Origin of the sequence: Micromonospora sp. NPDC047557 (assembly GCF_043205095.1) — a bacterium.
Taxonomy (GTDB): domain Bacteria; phylum Actinomycetota; class Actinomycetes; order Mycobacteriales; family Micromonosporaceae; genus Micromonospora.
This window is the reverse complement of record NZ_JBIDDK010000001.1, coordinates 223821-242491: the sequence shown is the minus strand read 5'-3', so window position 1 is coordinate 242491 and position 18671 is coordinate 223821. Positions and strand designations below refer to the sequence as shown.

Here is an 18671-nt window from a genome sequence, read left to right as displayed (position 1 = left end):
TAGCCTCAACGCTCAACGTCGGTGGGGTCCAGTACCGTCTGGGAACCATGGACGCGCGCGTCGGCGACGCCATCATCGGGCGGGATCACCCCGCGGGTTTGCTGCGCGCCGAGTTGGATCGGGCCGCCACGAGTCACGGCGGTTTCGTCCTGGTCACCGGCGAGCCGGGCATCGGCAAGACGACCCTCGTCACGTCGGTGGCGCGGGAGGCCCGCCGGCGTGGCGCGCTCGTGCTCGGCGCGGCCTGCTGGGATTCCGACAGCGCCCCCGGCTACTGGCCGTGGGTGCAGGTCCTGCGCGCCCTGCGCCGCTCCGCCGACGACTGGGCGCTCGCCCGACCGGACGCCGAGCCGGCCCTCGCCGCCCTGCTCGGCGAGACCGGCACCGGTGACGTGCCCGGCCTCGCCGCCACCTGGACAGCTCCGGACGACGGCAGCCACGTCGCCGACCAGGAGGCGTTCGCCCTGTACGACGCGGTGACCGCCGCGCTGGTCGCGGTCTCGGCGCACCGGCCGGTGGTGGTCGTCCTCGACGACCTGCACTGGGCCGATCCGGCCTCGCTGCGGCTGCTCGCGTTCGCCGCCCAGCACACCTGGTTCGAGCGGCTGTTGCTGATCGGCACGTACCGCGACGCGGAGGTGGAGGCGGGCGAGCACCCGTTGCGCCCGCTGCTGATGCCGCTGGTCGCCAAGGCCACCACGATCACTCTCACCGGCCTCGCCCGCGACGAGGTGGCCGCGTTGATGGCGCGTACCGCCGGGCGGGAGCCCGATGCCGACCTGGCCGACGAGGTGCACCGGCGTACCGGCGGCAACCCGTTCTTCGTCGAACAGACCGCGAGGCTGTGGCATGCCGACGGCACGACCGGCACCATCGCGCCCGGAGTACGGGAGGCGGTGCGCCGGCGGCTCGACCAGTTGCCCGCGGCGGTGGTCGAGGCGCTGACCGTCGCCGCCGTGCTCGGCCGTGAGTTCCACCGGGAGGTCCTGGCCGCCAGCGCGGCGGCCCCGGCGGCGGAGGTCGACTCGCTGCTCGACCAGGCAGTGACGGCCCGGCTGGTGGTCGCCCGCAGCGGCGGCCGGTTCGCCTTCGCCCATGACCTGGTCCGGGAGACCCTCTACGACGGGCTCACTGCCGACGACCGGCAGGCTCGCCACGCCGCGGTGGTCCGTGCGGTGGACCCGCCAGCGGCGCTGACGGACCGGCTGATCCCGGCCGACCTGGCTCGACACGCCTACCTGGCCGGCGCCGCGCTCGACCGGGCCCGGGTCGTCGAGCTGCTGGTCGCCGCCGGGCGGGACGCGTTCGCCCGGCTCGCCGCCGACGAGGCCGGGGTGCACTTCCGCCGGGCGTTGGAGATCGTCGAGGACCCGGCGCAGCGGGTCCGGCTACTCGTCGACTTCGGTGAGGTGCAATATCACCACGCGGGTCGGGACGAGGCCGTACGCCTGCTCGCCGAGGCCGCGGCGCTGGCCCGCACGCTCGACGACCCGGTGCTGCTGGCCCGCGTCGCGCTCACCGTTCACCGGTCGCGCCAGGTGGACACCATCCGCTCGGTCGACACCGCGAATCTGGTGCGCGAGGCGTACCAGCGGTTGATCGGCGAGCCGTCCGCCACCGCGTCGGTGGCCACGCTGGTGGCCGATCTGATCACCGCGACGGAGACCATCGCCCGTTCCGGCCGCGACGACGAGGCGCTCACCTTCAGCCTGTGGGCCCGCCACGACACCACCTGGGGCCTGGGCACCGCGGCGGCGAGAGCCGCGCTCACCGCCGAGATCAGGGAGGTGGCCCGCCGCTCGGGCGACCGGGAGACCGAGCTCTGGGCCACCTCGCTGCGCTGGGTGGCGTTGCTGGAACTGGGCGACCCCCGCTTCGTCGAGGAGTTCACCGCTTTCGTCACAGTGGGTCAGCAGGGTGACATGGCCCGTCCCCGGATGGCGGCGGCCGTCGACGGCGGGATCATCGCGGCATTCCGGGGTGACTTCGCCGAGGCCGACGAGCGGTTCACAGTCATCGCCGACCTGTCCGACCCGGGGCACGCCGAGTTCGCCTTCATGGGCCATCACCTGCGCTGGGCCCGGCTGCTGTTGCAGGGGCGGTTCGATGAGATCGACGCGCTGCTGCGCGAGTGGGCGCCGACCGACTACCCCTACCGGGAGTTGCTGTCGGCCATCACGGCGGCCGAGCGCGGCGATGACGAGACGGCGGTGCGGCTGACGGCTGTCATCGAGGCCGCCGACATCCACTACCCGCGCCCGGTGTCACCGCTGTGGCTGCGTCTGCGGGCGCAGGCCGCCGCCGCGTCCCGCGATCCGCGGCGCTGCCGCGACGCGCGGGCGGCGCTGACCCCGCACCGGGGCCAGTGGGCGGTCGGGCTCTTCGGCTGCGACATCAGTGGGCCCATCGATCACTGGCTCGCCGTGGTCGACGCCGCCGAGGAACGCTGGGACGACGCGATCGCCGGATTCACGGCGGCCCGCGAGGCCGCCGACCGGATGGGCTCCCGACCCTGGTCGCTCATCGCCCGCGCCGGGCTGGTGAACGCCCTGGCCGGCCGCGACCACCCGGGCGACGCCGCGACGCTGGCCGAGCTGCGCGCCGCCACCACGCGGGACGCCACCGCCCTCGGCATGCGACAGGTGCTCCTCCGGCTCGCCGTCCCGGAACCGGCCGGCGTCGAGCCGGGCCACGTCGCCGGCCGGGGCGAGGACGCCGGCCGGGGCGAGGACGCCGGCCGGGACGAGGACGCCGGCCGGGACGAGGACACCGGCCGGGGCGAGGACGCCGGGCCAGACCGGGTCGGCCTTCCGGGCCGGGCCACCGAGCCGGGCCAGGTCGTCGGGCGGCGTCAGGTGACGCCGTCCGACCCGCCCGCCGAGGCGTACGCGTTCCGGCGCGACGGCCCGGTCTGGCAGCTCGCGTACGCCGGTGTCGTGGCGCATCTGCCCGACGCCAAGGGCCTGCACGACCTGCACCTGCTGCTGAGTCGACCGGGCCGTGACGTGCCGGCGGTGGAGCTGCTCGATCCGGCCGCCGGGCCGGAGCTGGTGGCCGCCCGCCGGATGGGCGGCGATCCGGTCCTCGACGACGAGGCGAAGGCCCGCTACCGGCGGCACCTGACCCGCCTCGACGAGGAGATCGACCGGGCCGCCGCGCGCGGCGACGAGCGCAGGGTGGCCGCGCTGGACGCCGAGCGCGGCGCGCTGCTCGACGAGCTGCGCGCCGCGGCGGGGCTGGCCGGCCGGAGCCGGCGGTTGGGCGACGAGGCCGAGCGGGCCCGCAAGACGGTCACCGCGCGGATCAGGGACACACTGCGCAAGCTCGACGAACGCCATCCGCTGCTCAGCGGTCACCTGCGGGAGTCCGTCGCGACCGGTAGCACCTGCCGTTATCTGCCGCCCGAGCCACTGCGCTGGCGGCTCTGATCCCGCCGCTGGCTCCGACGGGTCAGCGGCGGTTGTACTTGTACATGGTGAACGTGCCGAAGACGAGCACGAAGCCGACGCTCCACGCCAGCAGCCACATCGTGGCGGACGGGTCCGACTCGCCGGCCATCACCGCGCGCACCGAGGCCACCAGCTGCGTCACCGGGTTGACCTTCACGAACGCCTGGAGCCAGCCGGGCATGGTGCTCGGCTCGACGAAGACGTTGCTGAGGAACGTCAGCGGGAACAGCACCATCATGCTGACCCCCATCACCGACTTCTCGCTGCGCAGGATCAGCCCGAAGAACGTCCATACCCACGAGAACGCGAACGAGAAGATCACCAGCAGCCCGATCCCGCTGGCCACCCCGGCGACGCCGCCGGCGGGTCGGAAGCCGAGCGCCAACCCGACGCCGAGGATGACCAGGGCGGCGAGGACGTAGCGCAGCACGTCGCCGAAGATCATGCCGACGAGGGCGGCCGGCCGCCAGACGGGCAGCGTCCGGAAGCGGTCGAAGATGCCCTTCTCGATGTCGGTGTTGAGGCCGACGCCGGTGTACATGGTGATCATCACGACGCTTGTCACCATGATGCCGGGCAGGAAGAACTGCAGGTAATCGCGCGGGCTGTCGGCGAGGGCGCCGCCGAACAGGTACGTGAACATCAGCACCATGATGATCGGGAACGCGGTCACGTCGAACAGCTGCTCCGGCACATGCTTGATCTTCAGCAGGGCCCGCCAACCGAAGGTGAGCGACGCCCCCAGCGCGCTGGGTCGGGACGGTCGCGCGCCCGGCGCGAGGACTGTCGCCAGCGCCTCGGCGGACGGCACGTAGACCGACGGCGCCCGTTCGGTAGTGGTGGTGGTGTCGCTCATCGGGCTGCCTCCAGCTCGTCGTCGCGCTCGTCGGCCGACACGGCCGGATGATCGGTCAGGGCCAGGAATACCTCGTCCAGGCTCGGTTGGCCGAGGGAGAAGTCGTCGACGACGATGCCGGCGCGGGCCAGGTCACCGAGCGCGCGGGCGGCCTGCGCGCTGGCGTCGAGGTCGGTGCCCGCCTCGCCGACCCGGGCGGTCAACGCGACCGGATCCGCAGGGAGCTGCACCGGCACGTTGAGTGCCTCCCGGAGCACCTTTTCGGCCTGCGGCCGCTGACCGGGGTCGCGCAGTCGCAGGTGGACGGTGCCGGAGCCAACCGACGACTTCAGCTCGCCCGGGGTGCCCTCCGCGATCACCCGGCCGTGGTCGACGACCGCGATCCGCCCGGCGAGCTGGTCGGCCTCGTCGAGGTACTGGGTGGTCAGCAGCACTGTCGTCCCGTGCGACACCACGGCCCGGACGATCTCCCACACCTGGTTGCGGCTACGCGGGTCGAGACCCGTCGTCGGCTCGTCGAGGAAGAGCAGGTCGGGCGTGTTGAGGATGCTCGCGGCGATGTCGATCCGCCGCCGCATCCCACCGGAGTACTTCTTCACCTGACGGTCGCTCGCCTCGGTCAGACCGAACGCGGCGAGCAGCGCCGCCGCCCGCTCGCGGGCGGCCGGTTTGCGCAGACCGAGCAGGCGGGCGAGGAGAACCAGGTTCTCCGTACCGGTCAGGTCCTCGTCGACGGAGGCGTACTGGCCGGTGAGGCTGACCCGGCTGCGGACCTGGTCAGCCTCGGTCACCACGTCGTGCCCGAACACTCGCGCGGTGCCGCCGTCGGGGCGCAGCAGCGTCGCCAGCACCCGGACCGCTGTGGTCTTGCCCGCCCCGTTCGGGCCGAGCAGGCCGTAGACGGTGCCGGCGGGCACCCGCAGGTCCATGCCGGCCAGCGCCCGGGTCTCCCCGAACGAGCGGGTGAGCCCTTCGGCCTCGATGGCCAGTCCGGTGGAGCGTCTGTTCATCATCCGTACCTCTCGTCCGATGGCCGGGACGTCGTGGTTGGTGAAATCAACGACGCCGCCCACCACAAGGCGCGAGGTGACGACCGACCGCCGCTAGATCGGAACTAGCGGGCGCCGTTCCGGGACGCAATGTCGGTGGGATCGGCTTGACTGGGGTCGACGAAGGGGACGGAATGACACAGGTACGCATCGAGCCGTGGCGCGAGGACGACCTCGACCTGCTGCGGCAGCTCAACTCACCGGACACGCGCAGGCACACCGGCGGCCCGGAGACCGACGAGCAGGTGCTCGCCCGGCACGACCGGTACGTGCACTTCGCCGAGGGCGGGCAGGGGTGCATGTTCACTCTGGTGCTGCCGGACGGCGCGCGGGCGGGCAGCGTCGGCTACTGGAGCCGCGAGTGGCGTGACCAACCGGTGTACGAGCTGGGCTGGGCCGTGCTGCCCGCGTACCGGGGGCAGGGGCTGGCCACCGTCGCGGTGCGCGCGGCCCTCGACGTGGTCCGCGCCCGACGGGACCGGCGCTACGCGCACGCGTACCCGTCCGTCGACAACCCCGCCTCGAACGCGGTCTGCCGCAAGGCCGGCTTCACCCTGCTGGGAGAGACGGATTTCGAGTACCCACCCGGGCACCTGATGCGTGCCAACGACTGGCAGCTCGACCTGACCGCCCCGCCGGCCGACGACTGAGGTCGGCGGGGCGGCCGTCGCAGGTCACCAGGTGGTGTCGAGGCGGTGTCGCTGCTCGGCGGTCAACTCCAGGTCCACCGCGGCCAGGCTCTCCTCAAGCTGGGCCACCGAGGACGCGCCCACCAGCGGAATCGACGGCAGGTCACCGCCCAGTAACCAGGCGAGCACCACCTGGTTCACCGTCGCGCCGGTCTGCCCGGCCACCTCCCGCAGGGCGGCCAGCCGCCGGGGCGCGCTCGGCAGGTCGTACGCGTCGCTGAGTGGCTTGTCCGCCCGGCTGAACGCCCCCTTGAGCAGCGGCGAGTACGCCACCAGGGTCAGCTCCGGCTCGGCGCGCAGATAGCTGAGCAGGTCACCGCCGACACCGCCGGGCTCGCCGTCCGGGTCCAGCTCGCTGATCAGGTCGGTGCGGTTGGGCAGGTAGCTGCGGTGGTACTGGAGCACCTCGTACCCCGGCAGGCCGGCGGCTGCGGCGAGCGCGCGGGCCCGTTCCACCCGCCAGGCCCGGTGATTGCTCGCGCCCAGCAGGCCCACCGTCCCCTCGGCGACCAGCTCGGCGAAGCCCTCCACGGTCTCCGCGAGCGGCACCGTCCGGTCCTCGATGTGTGCGTAGAGCAGGTCCAGCCGTTCCACGCCGAGCCGGTCGCGGCTGCGCTCCGCCGACTCGCGGATCACCTTCGCCGACAGGCCCTCGGCGTTGTCCAGGTAGCTGGTGCCGGGGGCCAGCGGGCGGGCGCCCAGCTTGGTGGCGATGACGATCTCGGCGCCGATGCCCCGGCTGCGCCGCCACCGCCCGAGCAGCTCCTCACTCTGGCCGCCTTGCGAGCTGTCGACCCAGAACGCGTAGTTGTCCGAGGTGTCGATGAAGGTGCCGCCCGCCTCGACGTACCGGTCGAGGATGGCGTACGAGGTGGCCTCGTCGGTGACGCTGCCGAACAGCATGGCCCCGAGGCTGAGCACGCTGACCTCGCGCCGGGTCGCCGGGTCGGTGCCGATGGTGCGGTACCGCATCAGATCTCCTTTCGTGCGCCCTGGCGGTGGGCGCCCGAGGACCACAGTGGCGGCTGGAGTGCACTCCAGGTCAAGCGCGCGTCTCACCAGGGGAGTACGCCGTACCCGCCGCCGGCGTCCATCTGGAAGCCCCAGAGCAGCCCGCTCGGGCCGTCGGCCGGCAGCGTCGCCAGGTGCACGCTCACCTCGGCGCCCTGCTCGGCCGTGCGGAAGCCGCTGTTGCCGTTGAAGTCGGTGGCGCAGTAGCCGGGGTTCGCCGCATTCACCTTGATCGGGGTGTCCCGCAACTCCTTGGCGTACATGGCGGTGAGCATGTTCAGCGCCGCCTTGGACGACGGGTACGGCACGGAGGTCAACCCGAACAGCGCGCCGTCCGGGTCGGTCATCACGGCGATCGAGCCGACCTCGCTGGACACGTTGACGATCCGCGCCGCCGGCGCCCGGCGCAGCAGCGGTAACAGCGCATTGGTCACCGTCACCACCCCGAAGACGTTCGTCTCGTACAGCCGGCGCAGCGTCGCCACTGTCGTCTCGCTGGGCAGCCCTCGCGCACCGTCGGCGAGCACGATGCCGGCGTTGTTGACAAGCACGTCCAGCCGGCCGTACTCCGCCTCCACCCGCTTCACGGCGGCCGTCACCGACTCGGCGTCGGTGACGTCCAGCGGCACGAACACCGCGTCCGCGCCGCCGTCGCGCAGCTCCCGCTCCGCGGCCCGGCCCCGCTCGGCGTCGCGCGCGCCCACCAGGACGGTCATCCCGAGGCCGCCGAGCTGTCGTGCGGTGGCGAAGCCGATTCCCTTGTTGGCCCCGGTGATCAGGGCGATCGTGTTGGTCATGCCGTCGAGCCTCACCCCGGCGACGGCCCGCGGACAGGGACGGGCCGAGCCTGGGACCGGCGGTACCACCCTGGCTGACCCCACCCGAGGCATGCTGGGGGGATGACGAGCAGCGGCCTGCGACGCGACGAACTGGCGGCGTTCCTGCGCACCCGCCGCGCCCGCCTGAGCCCCGCCGAGGTCGGCCTCCCCGACGGGATACGTCGGCGCACCCCCGGACTGCGTCGACAGGAGGTCGCTCAGCTCGCCGGGATGTCGATCGACTACTACATCCGCCTGGAGCAGGGCCGCGGGCCACACCCGTCCCGACAGGTGCTCGCCGCGATGGCCCGGGCGCTGCTGCTGAGCCGCGACGAGCGGGAGTATCTGTTCCGGATCGCCGGGGAGCACCCACCCGCGACCGTCGGCCCGAGCCGGGAGGTCACCCCTGGGCTGCGGCACCTGCTCGACGCCATGACCGAAACCCCGGCGTACCTCGTCGACGCCGCGTACCACGTGCTGGCCTGGAACCGTCTGGCCACGCACTTCGTGGGGGATCTCACGGACGTGCCGGTCGCCGGGCGCAACATGATCCGCTGGACGTTCCGGCAGCCGATGACCGACGCCCACTGGACCGATGCCGACGTACGCCGGTTCGTGCACAGCACGGTGGCGGACCTGCGCGCCGCCTACGGCCGCTATCCGGCGGACCCGGCGATCCGCGAGCTGGTCACCGAACTGCTCGGCACCTCGCCCCACTTCGCCCGGCTGTGGGCCGAGCACGAGGTCGAGGAGCGCCGTCCCGTCGTGAAGCGGGTGGCGCATCCCGAGCTGGGGCCGCTGGAGTTCGAGTGCCGGGTGTTGCTGGTGCCGGAGACCGAGCAGCGGTTAATCGTCTACGTTGCCGAGCCGGACTCGCCGACCCAGGCGGTGTTCCGCCGACTCGCCGAGCGCGTCGGCTCCTGAACCTCCGAGAAGGAGCGCGCTGCCGCTCAGTCACATTGATGACCGAGCGGCAGCACCGTCATTCGAGCGTCAGCGGGGCACGTAGGCGAAGATGTCCGGGTTCGGGCCCTGCCGCCCGGCCTCACCCTTGTCCAGTGCGGTGATCCGCTCCATCGCCGCGTCGTCCAACTCGAAGTCGAAGATCCGGGTGTTCTCCTCGATCCGCTTCGGCGTGGTCGACTTCGGGAAGATGATGTCGCCGCGCTGCACATGCCAGCGCAGCACGACCTGCGCCGGGGTGCGACCCACCTGCTCGGCGATGTCGACGATGGTCGGGTCGTCCAGCACCTTGCCCTGCGCGATCGGCGACCACGCCTCGGTGGCGATGTCGTGCTCGCGGCCGTAGGCGCGGACCTCGTCGTTGGTGAAGTACGGGTGCGCCTCGATCTGGTTGACCGCCGGCACCACGCTCGCCTCGTCGATCAGCCGCTGCAGGTGCGACACCTGGAAGTTGGAGACGCCGATCGAGCGGGCCCGACCGTCGCGCTGGAACTCCTCCAGCACCTTCCAGGTCGAGACGTAGTCGCCGTCGTACAGGGTTGGCAGCGGCCAGTGGATCAGGAACAGGTCGATGTAGTCCATCTTCAACGCCGACAGCGTCGAGTCGAACGCCTCGCGGGCGTCGTCCGGGCGGTGGAAGGCGTTGTTCAACTTGCTCGTCACGTACACGTCGTCCCGGTCGAGGCCGAACATGCGGATCGCCTCGCCGACCTCGGCCTCGTTGCCGTACATCTCGGCGGTGTCGATGTGCCGGTAGCCCACCTCGAGGGCCGTGGTCACCGCCGCGACGGTGTCCTTCGGCTCGATCTGGAACACCCCGAAGCCGAGCTGCGGGATTGTGGTGCCGTCGTTCAGCCTGATGTCAGGAATCGTGAGTGCCACTGCGGCTCCTTCGCGTCTTCGTTATCCGTCATCCATACCCGGGCGGGTGGACGATTCACCGCCCAACGCGAGGTGACGAGCGCAACGTCGGCCCGCTTCACCCGGTCGTGTCGAACAACACCGGCCAGGGCCGTGCCGCCGGCACCGAGGGCGGCGTGGGCGGCGACGGCTCGGCGACGGCCAGCACCTCGGCGGCGAGCTGCCCGACCATCGGGGCCGCCGGATGCGCTGACCGTTGCGGCCAGACCGCCGAGGTGCGCTTCGTCAGCGAGGTGTCGGCGATCGGTCGCCACGCGATCCGGGGTTCCCGGCGGGCCAGCGTCGCCGGCTCCACGGCCACCCCACCGCCGGCCAGCACCAGCCCGAACAGGAATTCCGGGTTGCGCGCCGGCCGCACCCGCGCCGGCCGCCACCCGTGCCGCCGGCACACCGTGAGCAGGTGGTCGTGCCAGCCCGGCGCGGTGGCCCGGGGCGCGGCCACCAGGTCCAGGCCGGCGAGCGCCGCGAGCGGCACCTCCCGGCCGCGGGCCAGCGGCGAGGTCCGCGGCAGCAACACCCCCAGGGGTACGTCCACCGGGGCGCCGAAGCGCAGCCCGTCCGCCTCGACCGGATGGTGCACGAGCCCCACGTCCAACCTTCGCTCGGTGAGCATCCGCACCTGCTCGGCGGTGGTCAGCTCGTGCAGCTCCACGTCCAGGCCGGGCGCCCGGCCGGTGAGCTGGTCCAGCAGCGCGCGCAACGTCACCGCCGGGGTCTCCGGCGGAACACCGGCACGCAGGATGCCCAGCTCGCCCGCGCGGACCTGCCCCATCAGGTTGCGCAGCCGGCCCTCGCCGGCGAGCAGTTCCTCTGCCTCGGCGAGCAGCAGACCGCCGGCGGTGGTGAGCCGCACCTGGCGGCGGGAGCGGTCGAACAGCTCGACCGCGAGCTCGCGTTCCAGCCGCTGGATCGACTGACTCAACGGCGGCTGGGCCATCCCGAGCAGTTCGGCCGCCCGCCCGAAGTGCAGCTCGTGGGCGACCACCACGAAGTGCCGCAGGTGCCGGAGCAGGTCCACGGCCCGGACCCTACGCCAGCGGCGGACCACCGCCACTGGATACCGTGCCCGGGTGGACGTCAGGGAGCGGATCGAGGCCATCTTCGCGGACGTCGGGGTGACCGCCAGCCTGCACGCCGTGAATCTGGACGCCGTGGACCTGGACGCAGTGGACGTCGACACCGTGGGCCCAGCGGCGGTGGACCGGCAGGTCGGGGTGCGGGCCGACGAGCAGGTGGTGATCGCGTCGATCTTCAAGATCCTGCTGGTGCTGGAGTTCGCCCGGCAGGTCGACGCCGGCCAGCTCGACCCCACCGAACGGGTCCTGGTCACCGCCGCCGACCGGCTCGGCGGGTGGGGGCTGGCCGGCTGCGTCGACGACGCCGAGGTGTCGCTGCGCGACCTCGCGTACTTCGCCATGTCGGTAAGCGACAACACCTCCGCCGACCTGCTGCTGCGCCGGGTCGGCCCGGACCTGCTGCCGATGCTCGCCGCCGAGCTGGGCCTCACCCGCACCCGCCTTCTCGGCGGTCCTCGGGAGCTGGTCGAGATGATGCTCGCCGACGTGGGCGCGCGCACCGAGGCGGAGTTCGCCCGGATCTTCCCGACGCTGCCGGCGGAGCGGGTCCAGGCCATGCGGGTCTTCGACCCCGCGCACAGCACCAGCAGCACCGCCCGGGAGATCACCCGGCTGCTCACCCTGATCTGGCGGGACGAGGCCGGGACGGCGGCGGCCTGCGCGATGGTCCGTGGCTGGATGGCCCGGCAGCTCTTCTGGACCCGGCTGGCCGCAGGCTTCCCGCCCGGCGTCCGGGTCTCCGGCAAGACCGGCACCCTGCCCGGCCTGCACCTGGAGGCCGGCGTCGCCGAATATCCCGACGGCGGCCGGTACGCCATCGCCGTCTTCGCCCGCGCCGACGAGCTGACCCCGCGCCGGATCGACGTGGACCTGGCGGTGGGAAAGGCCGCTCGCACGGCCGTCGAGGCGCTGCGCGGCGACTGAGTTTTCCGGGCGTCCGAGCGCCGAAGGGCAGTCGCTGAGCAGGCACGATATGCCATGCCATATGGGAGCTGACAGCGTTCGATCTTGGACCGGGACGCGGTGGCGCTGGTTGGCTCGTGCCGACCGATCACCCGAGCACGGGGAGTAGATCCGTATGTCCAACCTCGACCGCCGTCGCTTCCTGCGGGACGCCGCAGCCACCACCGCCCTGGTCTCGGCCGGCGGCCTCGCCGCCACCTCGACCACCCCGGCCCAGGCCGCGCCGCCGGCCGCCGCGCCGACGCCCGAGCGCCGCCGCACCGGCGCGGTCAGCTTCCGCTGGTGGGGTACGGCCGGCTGGCGCATCGACATCGCCGACCGGACCGTCCTGGTCGACCCGTTCCTCAGCCGGATCGACACCGGGCTGTTCACCGGCGCGTTCAAGACGGACACCCCGTTGACCGTGCGCGCCGACGTGATCGACCCGCGCGTCGAGAAGGCCACGACCGTCCTGGTCACGCACACCCACTGGGACCACTTCATGGACGTCCCGTACATCGCGGCGCGTACCGGCGCGCGGGTGTTCGGCACGCTCACCGCGTACCACCTGGGGTTGGCCTACGGGGTGCCGTCGACGCAGCTCAGCGCCGTGAAGGGCGGGGAGGTGCTCGACTTCGGCGACCACAGCGTCGAGGTGGTCGGCTCGCTGCACAGCCGCAACGCGTCGTACTCCGTGGCCTTCCCCGGGGTGCGAGTGAGCCAGCCGGCGCGGCCGGCGACCATCGCCGACCTCCCGGAGGGCGACACGCTGGGTTACCTGCTGCGGGTCGAGCGCGGCCCGTCGGTCTACTTCACCGGAGCCAGCGACGTCGCCGAGCGCAACCTCACCGGCCTGGCGCCGGACGTGGCGATGGTGGCCATGCAGAGCGCCACCACCACCGGCGATTACCTGCCCCGGCTGCTGGCCGGTCTGGACTACCCGAAGGTCGTGGTGCCGGTGCACTGGGACAACTTCGAGACGCCGTTGCAGAACCCGCCGGTCGTCGCGCCGGCCGACCGCAACCGGCTCGACGACATGATCGCGGCGGTGCGTCGGATCTCGCCGCGCAGCCGGGTGCTGGTGCCTGAGTACGAGACCGCGTACCACTTCTGACCGGTTCCGGGCGGGCGCCCGCGCCCGCCCGGTCAGCCGGCGGCCAGCTCCGCCAGGGCGCGTACCGACTTCCAGTTGCGGGTGGTGGCCACCACGCCGAGCTTCTTCTCCAGGTAGGCGTTGGTGAACTTCGTCCGGCCGTAGCCGCCATCGGGGAAGTGCAGGAAGACCTCCCGGCCGGTCACCGTGAACGACACGTTCTCACCGCCGGGCACGGCGAGCGCGTCCACCGTGGCCTTCGCCGGAGGGGCCGCCAGGAAGGCCACCAGCAGGAGCTTCGGATCGTCCTCGACCTCGGCGTACGGGTTGCCACCCGCCACCGCCGCCAACTCCCGGCCGCTGCGGACCAGCACCGGCACGGTCAGCCCCAGCTCGTCGGCGAGCGCCCGCTCGATGCCGGCGGCCAGCTTCTCCGCGTCGCGCACGGTGCTGCCGAAGGCCACGTTGCCGCTCTGCAGGTACGTCGCGACGTCCTCGTGCCCGAGGTCGGTGACGATCCGGCGCAGATCGGCCATGGCGAGGCGGGTGGTGCCGACGTTGACTCCGCGCAGCAGCGCGACGTACCGGGTCATGGCTCCTCCTGGGTGCACGGCCGACCGGCTCAGCGTAGGCCGCCCGGCCCCACCAGGCCCGTCTCGTACGCGACGATGACCAGTTGCGCCCGGTCGCGTACCGACAGCTTGGTCAGCAGCCGCCCGACGTGCGTCTTGACGGTGGCCTGGCTGAGGTTGAGGTGCGCCGCCAGCTCCGCGTTGGACAGGCCCCTTGCGATCAGCGCGAGCACCTCCCGTTCCCGGTCGGTCACGCCGTCGAGCTGTCGGGGCAGCGGCCGGGTCGGCTCCGGCTGTCGGGCGAACTCGTCGATCAGCCGGCGGGTCACCGTCGGCGCGAGCAGGCCCTCCCCGGCGGCGACCACCCGGATCCCGGTCAGCAGGTCCGCCGGTGGGGTGTCCTTGAGCAGGAACCCGCTGGCCCCGGCGCGCAGTGCCCCGTAGACGTACTCGTCCAGGTCGAACGTGGTCAGGATGATGACCCGGGTGCCGGCCGTCGCCGGGTCGGCGCAGATCCGCCGGGTCGCCTCGATGCCGTCCATCTCCGGCATCCGGACGTCCATCAGCACCACGTCCGGTCGGTGCTGCTCGGCCAAGGCGACGGCCTGCACGCCGGTGCCCGCCTCGCCGACGGTGGCGCAGTCCGGGCTGAGATCGACAAGCAGCCGGAAACTGCCACGCAGCAGTGCCTGGTCGTCGGCGATCAGGACGCGGATCACGCGGCCACCCGGTAGGGCAGGTTGGCCGTCACCGCGAAGCCGCCGCCGGAGCGTGGGCCGGCGCGGAACTCCCCGCCGTGCAACGCCACCCGTTCCCGCATGCCGATCAACCCGTGCCCCTCCCCGCCGAGCAGGACCGGCCGCTGGCCGTCGTCGGTCACCTCCACCCGCACCTCGTCGGGCAGGACGGTCACCGTGGCCCGGCAGGCTGCCGGCGCCGCGTGCTTCACCACGTTCGTCACCGCCTCCTGCACGATCCGGTACACCGCGAGGCCCACCGACTCCGGCACCGTCCCGACCGGCTCCTCCCGTCGCACGTCGAGCTGCACGTCGACGCCGCCGATCGCCGCCTGCCGGGCGAGGACCGGCAACTCGTCCAGCCCGGGCGTCGGCGCGTACGGGCTGTCCTCGCGCAGGACGCCGAGCACGCGACGCACGTCGGTCAGCGCGGTGCGGCCAGTCTCCTCGATGACCCGGAGCGCGGCGCCCGCCTCGCGGGGGTCGGCCTCGGCGACGTGGTTGGCGACGGCCGCCTTCACCACGATGAGGCTCAGCGTGTGCGCGACCACGTCGTGCAGCTCGCGCGCCACCCGCAGCCGCTCCTCGGTGGCGGCCTGACGGACCAGCTGGTCGCTCTGCCGGGTGGCGAGGGCGCGTCGCTCCCGGATCAGCCAACCGATCACCCAGGCCGGCGCGACCATGACGGCGGCGTAGACGACAGCCCCGGTCCGCGACCAGAGGTCACCCGCGGTCAGCACCAGGGCGACGCTCACCAGAGCGAGACAACCGGCGGCGCAGAGCATCGACCGACGCGTGGTGGTCGACACGGCCACCGTGTAGAAGGACAGGCTGATGGCGAGGGCCGGCGCGGCGGCGGCGAAGTTGGGGATCACGCCAGTGATCAGGGCGACGGTGGTGACGGCGCTGATCGCCACGGCGACGGGGATCGGCCACCGTCGCCGGGCGGCCAGCGGCAGCCCGATGGCCATCCCGACGAGCACCGACACCCAGAGCGGTTCGTCGACGCCCCCGTGCAGTGGTGACTCCAGTGCCGCGTACGGGCAGAGCAGCCCGCCGACCGCCGCGGCGAGCGCGGCGTCCACGATGTACAGGTCCACCGGCCGTAGCCGCCGGGTCAGCAGGAGAGCGGTCACCTGTCAGACCGTATCGGCGGGACGGTCCGGCCGCGTCCACCCGTGGGTGGTCATCCCCGAGGACGATCCGCCGGCGCTTGCGGGCCTTCGGCTCCGCCCGGGGGAGGGCCGGAAAGTGCCCGCCCCGGCACGACGCGCCGCACCCCCCGCGTTCGGGACCGTAACGGTATGACCACACACACGGTGACCCTCACGGGGCTGCGGGCGGTGTACGGCACCGGAACCCGGCGGGTGACGGCGCTCGACGGCGTGACCACCAGCTTCGCGGGCGGCACGTTCACGGCGGTGATGGGCCCCTCGGGCTCGGGAAAGTCCACCCTGCTGCACTGCGCGGCCGGACTGGACCGTCCGACCGAGGGGGTCGTCACGATCGACGGCATCCGCCTCGACGACCTCGGCGAGGACGAGCTGACCCGGCTACGGCGCGACCGGATCGGCTTCGTGTTCCAGGCGTTCAACCTGGTGTCCACGTTGACCGCCGCGCAGAACGTCGAGCTGCCCTCGCGCCTGGCCCGCCGCCGCCCGCCGGCCGGGGACGTCGCCGCCGCGCTCGACGCGGTCGGACTCGCCGACCGGGCCGGGCACCGGCCGAGTGAGCTGTCCGGCGGGGAGCAGCAGCGCGTCGCCGTGGCCCGCGCGTTGATCACCCGTCCGGCCGTGGTGTTCGCCGACGAGCCGACCGGGGCGCTGGACAGCTCGGCGTCCCGGCAGGTGCTCCGGCTGCTGCGCGCGCTCGTCGACGACCACGGGCAGACCGTGGTGATGGTGACCCACGATCCCGCCGCCGCCGCGTACGCCGATCGGGTCCTCCTGCTCGCCGACGGTCGCGTCGTCGACGAGCTGACCGGCGGGATCACCGCCGCTGCCGTCGCCGCCCGGATCACCGAGCGGGAGACCATCCCGGCCGAGCCGACTGTGCAGCGGTCGTGGTGACCGTCCGGCGGTCGGCCAGCGCGTTCGTGGCCGTCGCCCTCGGAGTCGCGCTGGTCGCGGCGGCCACCCTGCTCCTCGCCTCCGGGCGTCCGCAGGTGCCGGACCGGTTGGCGCGGGCGGCGGTCGTGGTGCAGAGCCCCGAGGCGGGCGCGTCGGCCGACGCCTTCGTGCCGACCCGGCCCTGGTCCGTCACGGCGACCGCGGGACTCGTCGGCCGGCTGGCCGCGCTGCCCGGTGTCGCGGCGGCGGTGCCGGACCGGACCTTCTACGCTCAGCCGCTCGTCGACGGTCGGCCGTCGGCCAGCGACACCCGGCGGGAGGACGCCCACCAGGGGCACGGCTGGTCCAGCGCCCAACTGGGTGGACTGCGCCTCACGGCCGGCGAGCCGCCCCGCAGGCCCGGCGAGGTCGTCGTCGACCGCGCGCTCGGGCTGCGGGCCGGCGCACCGGTCACCCTGCTGACCGCCGTGGGTGCGCAGCCGTACACCGTCACCGGTCTGGTCGACGGGCCCGGCGTCCACGTCGCGGACGAGGTCGCCGCCGCGCTCGCCCCCGGCGTCCGGGCCATCGGGCTCGTGCTCGCGCCGGGGGCCGATCCCGAGCGGGTCGCCACGGCGGCTCGCGGAGTCGTCGGCGGCGATGGACGGGTGCTCACCGGTGCTGCCCGTGGTGCGCTGGAACCGCGCGGCGACGCCCGTACCCGATGGATCGGCATGCAGGTGCTCACCGCCACGGCGGCCCTCGCCGGCTTCGTCACGGTGTTCGTGGTCGCCTCCACCTTCGCGTTCACCATCGCGCAGCGCCGCCGCGAGCTGGGCCTGCTGCGCGCCGTCGGCGCCACCGGACGTCAGGTCCGCCGCATGGTGTACGCGGAGGCGCTCACCGTCGGCGCCTCAGCCGGGCTCGTCGGCCTGCTGGTCGGCGCGGCGCTCGCCCCGCTGCTGGGTCGACTGCTCGTCGACGTCGGCTACGAACCGTCGACCTTCCGGGTCCGCTACGAACTCTGGCCGGTCGTGGTCTCGCTCGCCGCCGGGCCGGTGATCGCGTTGCTGGCGGTCTGGTCGGCGTCCCGCCGAGCGGCGCGGGTCCGCCCGCTGGAGGCGTTACGCGAGGCCGCGGTGGAACAGCGACCGATCGGGCGGATTCGCGTCGCCGCCGGGGCGCTCCTCGTCGCGGCGGGATTCGCGCTCAGCGTCGGGACGGCGACCGCCGACGAGGCCCGGATCGCCGCGCAGTACGCCCTGTACGCGGTGATGGCGCTGGTGGCCGGTGCCACAGTGCTCGCCCCGGCGGTGGTCGGACCGGTCGTACGGCTGCTGCGGTCGCCGGTGCGGCGGCCCGGAGGCGCGATCGGGATGCTGGTCCGGGGCGGGGCGTTGACCGCGACCCGGCGGACCGCCGCCATCGCCGCGCCGGTGCTGCTCACCGTCGCGTTCGCGGTGCTGGTGTCCGGAATGGTGGGCACCACCACCGCCGCCTACGCGGCAGGTCGGGCGGACAACGTGAACGCCGGCTGGATCCTGGTGCCCGACCGGGCACCCGGTCTGTCGGACCAGGCCGTCGCCGGGGCCGGTGGCACCGCCCTCCTGCCCACCACCGTCTACCGCACTGATCCCGAAACAGCGCCCGCCAATCGGCCGCTGACCGCGCTCGGCGTGGACCCGGCCGGCTTCGCCGCCGCGAACCGGGCGCTGACAGTCGTCGCCGGCTCGCTCGACGACCTGCGCGGCGACGACACGGTGGTGGTCACCGCCGCGACGAACCTGCGGCCGTCCGAGCCGTACCCGGTGGTCTTCGCGGACGGGACGTCGGTGTCGCTGCGCGTCGTCGCCGTGGTCACCGACACCTCGATCCCCGGCGACCTGCTCGTACCCCGGGCGGTGGTGCGTACGCACGACCCGTCGGCGCTCACGTCCACGGTGTACGTCCGGGACCGGATCGATCCTCCGGTCGGCGCGCGGGTCGTCGACGTCGCGACCTGGGCGGGCGAGGCGGACGCCGCCGAGGACCGTCTCGTCTGGCTCTTCACGCTGCTGCTGATCGGGGTGTCGGCCGGTTACGGCGCCATCGCGGTGGCCAACACGCTGCTGCTGGCCGCTGCTGGCCGCGCCGCGGACCTGCGGCTGATCCGGCTGGCCGGGGCGACCCGACGGCAGGTCCTCTGGCTGGTCACGGCCGAGTCGGCACTGGTGGTCCTGATCGGCGCGCTGCTGGGTGGGGCTGTCGCGTTCGTCGGTCTGCTCAGCATCCGCGCCGGCCTCGCCGAGCAGGTAGGTGCCCCCGTCGACCTGGTGGTGCCGTGGTCGGTGGTCGCCGGTGTGGTGGGGCTGTGCCTGCTGCTCGCGGCGCTGGCGAGCGCGGTGCCGACGTGGCGGTCACTGCGTCGCCGCCCCGCGCGGTCATGGGTCGGCGTCGTCGGGTGACCG

Annotated in this window: 16 protein-coding genes; 7 read left to right on the top strand and 9 right to left on the bottom strand. The window is 73.4% G+C overall.

Annotated features, from left to right (window positions below; translation table 11 throughout):
- Window positions 1–47 precede the first annotated feature (47 nt).
- The gene (locus tag ACGGAQ_RS01055) at window positions 48–3428 is read left to right on the top strand and encodes an ATP-binding protein (RefSeq protein WP_393043445.1); all 3381 of its coding nucleotides are present in this window, start codon (window positions 48–50) and stop codon (window positions 3426–3428) included.
- Between the two features lie 22 nt (window positions 3429–3450).
- Here the strand turns inward: ACGGAQ_RS01055 and ACGGAQ_RS01050 are convergent, their stop codons facing one another.
- Together ACGGAQ_RS01050 and ACGGAQ_RS01045 are read right to left on the bottom strand one after the other, a co-directional pair.
- Window positions 3451–4305 carry an ABC transporter permease gene (locus ACGGAQ_RS01050; protein WP_393043443.1) on the bottom strand — a complete coding sequence of 285 codons (855 nt, stop codon included), beginning with the start codon at window positions 4303–4305 and terminating at the stop codon, window positions 3451–3453.
- Entirely contained in the window at window positions 4302–5315 is a 1014-nt protein-coding gene (locus ACGGAQ_RS01045; RefSeq protein WP_354855897.1) for an ATP-binding cassette domain-containing protein, read from the bottom strand. Before ACGGAQ_RS01045 ends, ACGGAQ_RS01050 begins: the two co-directional genes overlap by 4 nt.
- Before the next feature lie 173 nt (window positions 5316–5488).
- On the opposite strand from ACGGAQ_RS01045, the gene ACGGAQ_RS01040 reads away from it, so the two are divergent.
- Window positions 5489–6004: a GNAT family N-acetyltransferase gene (locus tag ACGGAQ_RS01040; RefSeq protein WP_393043440.1), complete on the top strand. Its 516-nt coding sequence runs from the start codon at window positions 5489–5491 to the stop codon at window positions 6002–6004.
- A 24-nt stretch (window positions 6005–6028) separates the two neighbouring features.
- On the opposite strand, the gene ACGGAQ_RS01035 is transcribed toward ACGGAQ_RS01040, so the two are convergent.
- Together ACGGAQ_RS01035 and ACGGAQ_RS01030 are read right to left on the bottom strand one after the other, a co-directional pair.
- Window positions 6029–7015: an aldo/keto reductase gene (locus ACGGAQ_RS01035; RefSeq protein ID WP_393043438.1), complete on the bottom strand. Its 987-nt coding sequence runs from the start codon at window positions 7013–7015 to the stop codon at window positions 6029–6031.
- Window positions 7016–7098: 83 nt separating this feature from the next.
- The gene (locus tag ACGGAQ_RS01030; RefSeq protein WP_393043436.1) at window positions 7099–7851 is read right to left on the bottom strand and encodes an SDR family oxidoreductase; all 753 of its coding nucleotides are present in this window, start codon (window positions 7849–7851) and stop codon (window positions 7099–7101) included.
- A 102-nt stretch (window positions 7852–7953) separates the two neighbouring features.
- Between ACGGAQ_RS01030 and ACGGAQ_RS01025 the strand changes: the two genes are divergently transcribed.
- Window positions 7954–8796 carry a helix-turn-helix transcriptional regulator gene (locus ACGGAQ_RS01025; protein WP_393043434.1) on the top strand — a complete coding sequence of 281 codons (843 nt, stop codon included), beginning with the start codon at window positions 7954–7956 and terminating at the stop codon, window positions 8794–8796.
- A 69-nt stretch (window positions 8797–8865) separates the two neighbouring features.
- Here ACGGAQ_RS01025 and ACGGAQ_RS01020 read toward each other — a convergent pair whose 3' ends face one another.
- A complete protein-coding gene (locus ACGGAQ_RS01020; RefSeq protein ID WP_393043432.1) occupies window positions 8866–9717 on the bottom strand; it encodes an aldo/keto reductase in 852 nt (283 codons plus the stop codon).
- Window positions 9718–9814: 97 nt separating this feature from the next.
- Window positions 9815–10774, bottom strand: a complete 960-nt coding sequence (locus ACGGAQ_RS01015; RefSeq protein WP_393043430.1) for a LysR family transcriptional regulator — start codon at window positions 10772–10774, stop codon at window positions 9815–9817.
- 52 nt (window positions 10775–10826) lie between these two features.
- Between ACGGAQ_RS01015 and ACGGAQ_RS01010 the strand changes: the two genes are divergently transcribed.
- Together ACGGAQ_RS01010 and ACGGAQ_RS01005 are read left to right on the top strand one after the other, a co-directional pair.
- Window positions 10827–11756 carry a serine hydrolase gene (locus ACGGAQ_RS01010; protein WP_393043428.1) on the top strand — a complete coding sequence of 310 codons (930 nt, stop codon included), beginning with the start codon at window positions 10827–10829 and terminating at the stop codon, window positions 11754–11756.
- Window positions 11757–11910: 154 nt separating this feature from the next.
- Complete coding sequence (locus ACGGAQ_RS01005; RefSeq protein WP_393043426.1) at window positions 11911–12888, top strand: MBL fold metallo-hydrolase; 978 nt, start codon at window positions 11911–11913, stop codon at window positions 12886–12888.
- 32 nt (window positions 12889–12920) lie between these two features.
- Here ACGGAQ_RS01005 and ACGGAQ_RS01000 read toward each other — a convergent pair whose 3' ends face one another.
- Genes ACGGAQ_RS01000 through ACGGAQ_RS00990 form a run of 3 tightly spaced genes read right to left on the bottom strand, consistent with a single transcriptional unit; the run spans window position 12921 to window position 15312 of the window.
- A complete protein-coding gene (locus tag ACGGAQ_RS01000) occupies window positions 12921–13460 on the bottom strand; it encodes a DUF1697 domain-containing protein (protein WP_393043424.1) in 540 nt (179 codons plus the stop codon).
- A gap of 29 nt (window positions 13461–13489) precedes the next feature.
- Entirely contained in the window at window positions 13490–14158 is a 669-nt protein-coding gene (locus tag ACGGAQ_RS00995; RefSeq protein ID WP_393043422.1) for a response regulator, read from the bottom strand.
- Complete coding sequence (locus ACGGAQ_RS00990; RefSeq protein ID WP_393043420.1) at window positions 14155–15312, bottom strand: sensor histidine kinase; 1158 nt, start codon at window positions 15310–15312, stop codon at window positions 14155–14157. The genes ACGGAQ_RS00995 and ACGGAQ_RS00990 overlap by 4 nt, the downstream gene beginning before the upstream one ends.
- Before the next feature lie 168 nt (window positions 15313–15480).
- Here ACGGAQ_RS00990 and ACGGAQ_RS00985 point away from each other — a divergent pair, with 168 nt between their 5' ends.
- Entirely contained in the window at window positions 15481–16245 is a 765-nt protein-coding gene (locus ACGGAQ_RS00985; protein WP_393043418.1) for an ABC transporter ATP-binding protein, read from the top strand.
- Window positions 16239–18668 (top strand): FtsX-like permease family protein, encoded by a 2430-nt coding sequence (locus ACGGAQ_RS00980; protein WP_393043416.1) that lies wholly within the window; start codon window positions 16239–16241, stop codon window positions 18666–18668. The genes ACGGAQ_RS00985 and ACGGAQ_RS00980 overlap by 7 nt, the downstream gene beginning before the upstream one ends.
- Window positions 18669–18671: the final 3 nt, after the last annotated feature.

What these genes read in the sequence shown, in the direction of transcription:
- ACGGAQ_RS00985 (WP_393043418.1), top strand. Translation starts at nt 15,481, where the DNA reads ATGACCACACACACGGTGACCCTCACGGGGCTGCGGGCGGTGTACGGC.
- ACGGAQ_RS01045 (WP_354855897.1), bottom strand. Translation starts at nt 5,315, where the DNA reads ATGAACAGACGCTCCACCGGACTGGCCATCGAGGCCGAAGGGCTCACC.
- ACGGAQ_RS01000 (WP_393043424.1), bottom strand. Translation starts at nt 13,460, where the DNA reads ATGACCCGGTACGTCGCGCTGCTGCGCGGAGTCAACGTCGGCACCACC.
- ACGGAQ_RS01040 (WP_393043440.1), top strand. Translation starts at nt 5,489, where the DNA reads ATGACACAGGTACGCATCGAGCCGTGGCGCGAGGACGACCTCGACCTG.
- ACGGAQ_RS01035 (WP_393043438.1), bottom strand. Translation starts at nt 7,015, where the DNA reads ATGCGGTACCGCACCATCGGCACCGACCCGGCGACCCGGCGCGAGGTC.
- ACGGAQ_RS01055 (WP_393043445.1), top strand. Translation starts at nt 48, where the DNA reads ATGGACGCGCGCGTCGGCGACGCCATCATCGGGCGGGATCACCCCGCG.
- ACGGAQ_RS01030 (WP_393043436.1), bottom strand. Translation starts at nt 7,851, where the DNA reads ATGACCAACACGATCGCCCTGATCACCGGGGCCAACAAGGGAATCGGC.
- ACGGAQ_RS01050 (WP_393043443.1), bottom strand. Translation starts at nt 4,305, where the DNA reads ATGAGCGACACCACCACCACTACCGAACGGGCGCCGTCGGTCTACGTG.
- ACGGAQ_RS01025 (WP_393043434.1), top strand. Translation starts at nt 7,954, where the DNA reads ATGACGAGCAGCGGCCTGCGACGCGACGAACTGGCGGCGTTCCTGCGC.
- ACGGAQ_RS01005 (WP_393043426.1), top strand. Translation starts at nt 11,911, where the DNA reads ATGTCCAACCTCGACCGCCGTCGCTTCCTGCGGGACGCCGCAGCCACC.